General features: G+C 67.5%; 8 protein-coding genes. All 8 read left to right on the top strand.

Translation table 11 applies throughout. The features are described from left to right. Positions 1–22: 22 nt before the first annotated feature. The 8 genes from CSC78_RS17710 to rapZ all read left to right on the top strand — a co-directional run bounded on the left by CSC78_RS17710 (position 23) and on the right by rapZ (position 6,478). Entirely contained in the window at positions 23–568 is a 546-nt protein-coding gene (locus CSC78_RS17710) for a KdsC family phosphatase (protein WP_162339181.1), read from the top strand. Beyond that, positions 565–1,128, top strand: coding sequence for an LPS export ABC transporter periplasmic protein LptC (gene lptC, locus CSC78_RS17705; RefSeq protein ID WP_162339180.1), 564 nt, complete (start codon positions 565–567; stop codon positions 1,126–1,128). Before CSC78_RS17710 ends, lptC begins: the two co-directional genes overlap by 4 nt. Continuing rightward, positions 1,106–1,615: a lipopolysaccharide transport periplasmic protein LptA gene (gene lptA, locus CSC78_RS17700; RefSeq protein ID WP_162339179.1), complete on the top strand. Its 510-nt coding sequence runs from the start codon at positions 1,106–1,108 to the stop codon at positions 1,613–1,615. Before lptC ends, lptA begins: the two co-directional genes overlap by 23 nt. Beyond that, positions 1,615–2,334 (top strand): LPS export ABC transporter ATP-binding protein, encoded by a 720-nt coding sequence (gene lptB, locus CSC78_RS17695; RefSeq protein ID WP_162339178.1) that lies wholly within the window; start codon positions 1,615–1,617, stop codon positions 2,332–2,334. Before lptA ends, lptB begins: the two co-directional genes overlap by 1 nt. Beyond that, positions 2,240–3,817: an RNA polymerase factor sigma-54 gene (locus CSC78_RS17690; RefSeq protein WP_379609397.1), complete on the top strand. Its 1,578-nt coding sequence runs from the start codon at positions 2,240–2,242 to the stop codon at positions 3,815–3,817. The genes lptB and CSC78_RS17690 overlap by 95 nt, the downstream gene beginning before the upstream one ends. A gap of 258 nt (positions 3,818–4,075) precedes the next feature. Continuing rightward, on the top strand, positions 4,076–4,396 hold the full coding sequence (hpf, locus tag CSC78_RS17685) for a ribosome hibernation-promoting factor, HPF/YfiA family (RefSeq protein ID WP_162339176.1): 321 nt from the start codon (positions 4,076–4,078) through the stop codon (positions 4,394–4,396). Between the two features lie 217 nt (positions 4,397–4,613). Continuing rightward, positions 4,614–5,564 carry an HPr(Ser) kinase/phosphatase gene (gene hprK / locus CSC78_RS17680; RefSeq protein ID WP_162339190.1) on the top strand — a complete coding sequence of 317 codons (951 nt, stop codon included), beginning with the start codon at positions 4,614–4,616 and terminating at the stop codon, positions 5,562–5,564. A gap of 50 nt (positions 5,565–5,614) precedes the next feature. Continuing rightward, a complete protein-coding gene (gene rapZ / locus CSC78_RS17675) occupies positions 5,615–6,478 on the top strand; it encodes an RNase adapter RapZ (protein WP_162339189.1) in 864 nt (287 codons plus the stop codon). Positions 6,479–6,501: the final 23 nt, after the last annotated feature.

Here is a 6,501-nt window from a genome sequence, read left to right as displayed (position 1 = left end):
CTTCCCTTCCTCCCGCCTCCCGATGCCCCTTCGCCATCTCCATGACCTGACCGACGACGTGCTGGCCCGTGCCGCACGCATCCGTCTGGCGTGCTTCGACGTGGACGGGACGCTCACCGACGGTCGCCTGTTCCTCGACAGCGAGGGTCGCGAGCAGAAGGCGTTCCATGTGCAGGACGGCCAGGGCCTGGTGCTGCTGAAGCGCGCCGGCATCGAGGTCGCCTTCGTCACCGCACGTGGCGGCACCGTCGCCGTGGCACGAGGTCGGGAACTGGGCGTGCAGGTCTTTACCGGCGTCAAGGACAAGCTGGCCAAGGTGCAGGAACTCGCGGCCGGCCTGGGCATCGGGCAGGACGAAGTCGCCTTCATGGGCGACGATCTGCCGGACGTGCCGCCCTTTCTCGCTGTTGGCCTGGCGATCGCGCCGGCCGACGCGCACCCGTGGACCGCGCAGCATGCGCACTGGCGTACGCGCCGCGCGGGCGGCCAGGGCGCCGCGCGCGAAGCCTGCGACCTGTTGCTCGGCTCGCAGGGCCATGCGCCGATCTTCGAAGGCGGTACCGCATGAGCTGGCGTGCAACGCTCGGGCTGGTGCTGCTGCTCGCGGCCATCGTCAGCGGCTGGTCCGCGTGGAAGAACCGCGACGTCCCCGAGCCCAACCAGGTGCTCGCCGACCGGTCGGACTATGTGATGCACGATTTCGAGATGATCGCGTTGAACGGGGAAGGCCAGGAGGCCGTCGCCGTGCGCGCTCCCGAGATGGCGCGCAATCCCCAGGACGAGACCTACACCATCACCACGCCGCTGTTCCTGCTGCCGGAAGAGGAAGGCCGTTCGTGGGAGTTGCGCGCGAAGACCGGCTGGCTCAGCGCCAAGGGCGAGGAACTGCGCCTGAAGGGCGACGTGCACGGCATCTCCCCGGCCGGCAGCGCGCGCAAGGCGGAATTCCGCTCCGAGACGCTCAACGTATTCCCCGGCCGCGACCTCGCCCAGACCGACGACGAGGTGACGGTGACCCAGCCCGGCTCTAGACTGACCGGGCGCGGTTTTGAGACCAACCTCAAGACCAAGGAATACACATTCAAATCCCAGGTGAGATCGATCTATGAACCGCGTTCTGCTCGCTAGCGCTGCGCTGCTGCTCGTGCTGCCCGTCGCCGACGCCATGGCCAAGGCCAGCGACCGCAACCAGGCCATGACCATCGATTCCGGCAGCCAGAGCGGCAACATGGAAGGCAGCGGCAAGACCGTGCTGGGCGGCGGCGTGGTGGTGACCCAGGGCACGCTGGAGATCAAGTCGTCCGCAGCGGAGATCTACATGGCCGACGGCGAGGTCTCGCGCTCGGTCTTCACCGGCAAGCAGGTGAAGATGAAGCAGCAGATGGACGACGGCACCTGGATGGATGCGCAGGCCGACCGCGTGGAGTACGACATGAAGACCGAGACCATCACCTTCATCGGCAACTACACGGTCAAGTCCGACCGCGGCTCCAACAGCGGCCAGCGCATGGTCTATAACACCAAGACCGGCAACATGCAGAGCGGCGGCGACGGTACCCGCGTGCGCACCGTCATCCAGCCCAAGTCGGCGCAACCCGCGCAGGGCAAGAACTGATGCTGACCGCGAAGGGACTGCGCAAGCGCTACAAGCAGCGCGAAGTCGTCGCCGACTTCGGCCTGACCCTGCAGCCGGGCGAAGTGGTCGGCCTGCTGGGACCCAACGGCGCCGGCAAGACCACCTGCTTCTACATGATCGTCGGCCTGGTGGCCGCCGACGCCGGCAGCATCGAACTGGACGGCCAGGACATCACCGCCGAGCCGATGTACCAGCGCGCCAAGCTCGGCGTGGGCTACCTGCCGCAGGAACCCTCGGTGTTCCGCAAGCTCAGCGTGGCCGACAACATCCGCCTGGTGCTGGAACTGCGCGACGACTTGGACAGCGCCGGCATCGAGCGCGAACTGGTGTCGCTGCTGGACGAATTGCAGGTCACCCACGTGGCCGACCAGCTCGGCGCCAGCCTCTCCGGTGGCGAGCGCCGGCGCGTGGAGATCGCGCGCGCCCTCGCCGCCCGTCCGCGCCTGATGCTGCTGGACGAACCCTTCGCCGGCGTCGACCCGATCTCCGTGGGCGAGATCCAGCGCATCGTGAAGCACCTCAAGGATCGCGGCATCGGCGTGCTGATCACCGACCACAACGTGCGCGAAACCTTGGGAATCTGCGACCGGGCGTATATCCTCAATGCCGGTAGCGTTCTGGCGCAGGGGGCCCCGGACGCGTTGCTGGCCAATCCGGACGTACGCCGGGTCTATCTGGGCGAAACCTTCCGCCTGTGATCCCGTCGGCGGCTCTTGGCCGCCACATGGGTTTCCAAGGTCGGGAATGAAGCCACGCCTGCAGACATCGCTGGGACAACAGCTGGTCATGACGCCGCAGTTGCGTCAGGCCATCCGGCTGCTGCAGATGTCCACGGCCGAACTCGAGATCGAACTGACCGAAGCGGTCGAGACCAATCCGCTGCTCGACTGGAGCGAGCCCGAAGACGAACCGGTGCCGGTCCGCGGCAGCGACGACGACCAGCCCCCCGCCGAACCGGCGCAGGAAGTCGCGCGCGAGGCTGCCGACGACCGCGACGACTGGTCACCGGACGAAGGGCCCTGGACGACGTCCGGCAGCGGCGGTTCCTTCGACGACGATGACGGCGGCAGTCCCGCCGAGCGCGTGGCGGAAGCCGATACGCTGCATGGCCACCTGCTGTGGCAGCTGCATCTCTCGCATCTGTCCGAGCGCGACCGCCGCATCGGCGCCACCCTGATCGACGCACTGGAAGAAGACGGCTACCTGCGCGAGCCGCTGTCCGGCATCGTGCAGGCGCTGCGTCCGGACATCGAAGCGCGCGAGGACGAAGTGCTGGTCGTGTTGCACCAGGTGCAGCGATTCGATCCCGTTGGCGTCGCCGCGCGCACGCTCGGCGAATGCCTGCACCTGCAACTGGCGGTGCTGGCCGACGACACGCCCGGCAAGGCGCTGGCCCTGCAGATCGCCGATACGGCACTGGAGCGCCTGCCGCGCAGCGGCGTGGCCGGCATCGCGCAGGAACTGAGACGTCCCGTCGCCGAGGTGGAGGAAGCCGTGCAATTGCTGCGCACGCTCGATCCCAAGCCCGGCGCGCAGGTGGGCGATCTTTCGCACGACACCTACGTGGTGCCGGACTGCGTGGTCTGGCGCCAACGCGGCGTCTGGCGCGCCGCACTGTCCGGCAACACCTTGCCCCGCATCACCATCCACCGCGGGTACGAGCAGATGATCCGGCAATGCGGCGACAGCGACGCCGGCTATCTCAAGGCGCAACTGCAGGAAGCGCGCTGGCTGCTCAAGAGCGTCGAGGCCCGCGGCGACACGCTGCTGAAGGTCATGCGCTGCCTGCTGCACCAGCAGGCCGGCTTCCTGGAATTCGGCGAGCAGGCGCTGCGTCCGCTGACGCTGCGCGACGTCGCCGAGGAAGTGGGCCTGCACGAATCGACCGTGTCGCGCGCCATCGCCCGCAAGTACGTGCGCACGCCGCGCGGCACCCTGCCGATGCGCGCCTTCTTCGCGTCCGGCATCGACACCGAGGGCGGTGGCGAAGCCTCCAGCACGGCGATCCAGGCCATGATCCGTCGGCTGGTCGACGGCGAGAATCCACGCAAGCCGTTGTCGGATGCCAAGCTCGCGGACCTGCTCAAGGCGTCCGGCATCCCGGTGGCACGCCGCACCGTCGCGAAATATCGCGAAGCCCTCCATATCCTGTCGTCCCACGAACGCGTGCGCATCGGCTGAACGCTCCCCGCGTCGCACCGGTTCCGTGACTCCGTTCCGCGCCCGCGAAACGCTTTTCTAACACCGCATCGTCCTACGCAAAATTCTGCTCGACAACAGTTGATAGTTGTCGCGGACGGGTCCATCTTGTCCTCGAAGGCCTCGCCCTTCCCTTGCCGCCGACACAGGAGATGACCGGAACCCAGACCCCTGCCGCGTTGTCACATGACACGCTCTCCGCGCCACGCGCGCGGTTCTACCGACCAGAAGGAGGCACACATGCGTATCGAGACTTACGGCCATGAAATCGAAGTCACTCCCGCCTTGCGCGAATACGTTGAAACCAAACTGAAGCGGTTGGAGCGCCACTTCGAGCAACCCTGCGAAGTCCGTACGCAACTGGGAACCCGCAAGCCCGATTATCTCGCCGAGGCCACGGTCAACGTGTCCGGGCGCACCCTGCATGCCGATGCCGGCGCGCAGACGATGTATGCGGCCATCGACATCCTGGCCGACAAGCTCGACCGCCTGCTGGTCAAGCACAAGGAAAAGCGCACCGACGTCCAGCGCCACAGCATGCGTGGCGAACTGATCGGCTGACGCATCGCCCCACGGGCCGCTTCGCGCCGCGGAGCGGCCCTCGCACGCACGACTATTCCCGCGCCCGGCGTCCTCGCCGCGCATCGGTGGTCGCACGCTCCCGGAAGGGACATTACACTGGCCCTCACTGCGCTCCGGACGGATCGTGCCGACACCGTGTCGTCGATCCGCGCACTGTCCGGAGAAGCACTCCCTTCCCGCCGGCTGCCTTCGCATGATGAATACCAGCATCACCGCCCGTGAACTGTTCGATCAGCAGAAGGACAAGCTGGCCCTGCGCTGGCTGGCCGGGCAGAAGGGCGAGAAGCGCGTGCTGGAGTCCGGCGACACCGTGTCCCGGCGCCCGTCGCTGGCCGGCTACCTCAACGCGGTCTACCCCAACAAGGTGCAGATCCTCGGTACGGAGGAACTGACCTGGCTGGATTCGCTCGACTCCCGCCAGCGCTGGGAAACGATCGAGAAGATCGTGCAGGCCAAGCCGCTGGCGCTGGTGATCAGCAAGAGCCAGTCCTGCCCCGAGGACCTGCGCGAAGCGGCCAACGAGAACGATACGCCGTTGTGGGGATCGCCCAAGCGCGGCCACGAACTGCTCAACCATATTTCCTACCACCTGGCGCGCACGCTGGCGCCGCGGGTCACGCTGCACGGTGTCTTCATGGAGATCTACTCCATCGGCGTGCTGATCACCGGCGAGGCCGGGTCCGGCAAGAGCGAACTGGCGCTGGAACTGCTGAGCCGCGGCCATCGCCTGGTCGCCGACGACGCACCGGAGTTCACCCAGATCGCGCCGGACGTGCTCGACGGCACCTGCCCCGAGCTGCTGCAGGACCTGCTGGAAGTGCGTGGACTGGGCGTGCTCAACGTGCGCGAGATGTTCGGCGACACGGCCGTGAAGAAGAACAAGTACCTGCGCCTGATCGTGCACCTCACCCGCCCGATGACCGAGCCGAACCCGCATGGCTACGAACGGCTGACCGGCGATTCCGGCACGCGCCACGTGCTCGACCTGGACGTTCCCCTGATCACCCTGCCCGTGATGCCCGGCCGCAACCTGGCCGTGCTGACCGAAGCCGCCACGCGCCTGCACATCCTGCGCACCAAGGGCATCGATCCGGCGGCGATGTTCATCGCCCGCCACAGCAACCTGCTCGAGCGCAGCACGCCATGAGCCAGGCCGGCGACGACTCCGCTCGCGCGCACGAAGAGAACGCCCCGGGCATGACGCCCACGGTGGTGATCGTCAGCGGCCTGTCCGGTTCGGGCAAGTCGGTGGCGTTGAAGACGTTCGAAGACTTGGACTACTACTGCGTCGACAACCTGCCCGTGGACCTGCTGCCGTCGTTCGTGCGCAGCCTGGTCCGCGAGGACGAACTGCCGCCCAAGATCGCGGTGGGCATCGACGTCCGCAGCCGCCACAGCGACCTGTCGAAGCTCGCCCAGTGGCGCGCCGCGCTGGCGCAACTGGGGCTGGAAGGTCGCTTGGTCTTTTTCGACGCGGGCGACGACGTGCTGCTGCGCCGTTACTCCGACACCCGTCGCCGCCACCCGCTGGGCCACGGCGGCCTGTCGCTGCAGGAGGCGATCCGCCAGGAACGCGATATCGTCCAACCGCTGCGGGACGAGGCGGATATCGTCATCGACACCAGCCAGCTCAACGTGCACCAGCTGCGCCGCCGGATCATCGCCGAGTTCGCGCTCAACAAGGGCACGCAGCTGTCGCTGTTGTTCGAGTCCTTCGCCTACAAGCGCGGCGTGCCCGCGGACGCGGACTTCGTGTTCGACGCGCGTGTGCTGCCCAACCCGCACTGGAACCCGGAACTGCGCCCGTACGCCGGCCGCGACCCGAAGGTGCGTGCGTTCCTCGACGCGCAGCCGGACGTGGCCGAGTACGTGGGCCAAGTCAGCGGTTTCCTCGATACCTGGCTGCCCCGCCTGCGCGGCGAGACCCGCAGCTACGTGACCATCGCCTTCGGCTGCACCGGCGGCAAGCACCGCTCCGTGTACCTGGCGGAAACCCTGGCCCGGCATGCCCGCGAACAGGGCTGGGAAGAGGTCGCGACCTTCCATCGCGAGCTGGATTGACCCCCGCTTCCGTAGAGCCGAGC

This window comes from Pseudoxanthomonas japonensis, from assembly GCF_010093445.1.
GTDB classification, from domain to species: Bacteria; Pseudomonadota; Gammaproteobacteria; order Xanthomonadales; family Xanthomonadaceae; genus Pseudoxanthomonas_A; species Pseudoxanthomonas_A japonensis.
Note: the sequence above shows the minus strand (reverse complement) of the source record. Positions and strands in the feature narration are given on the sequence as shown.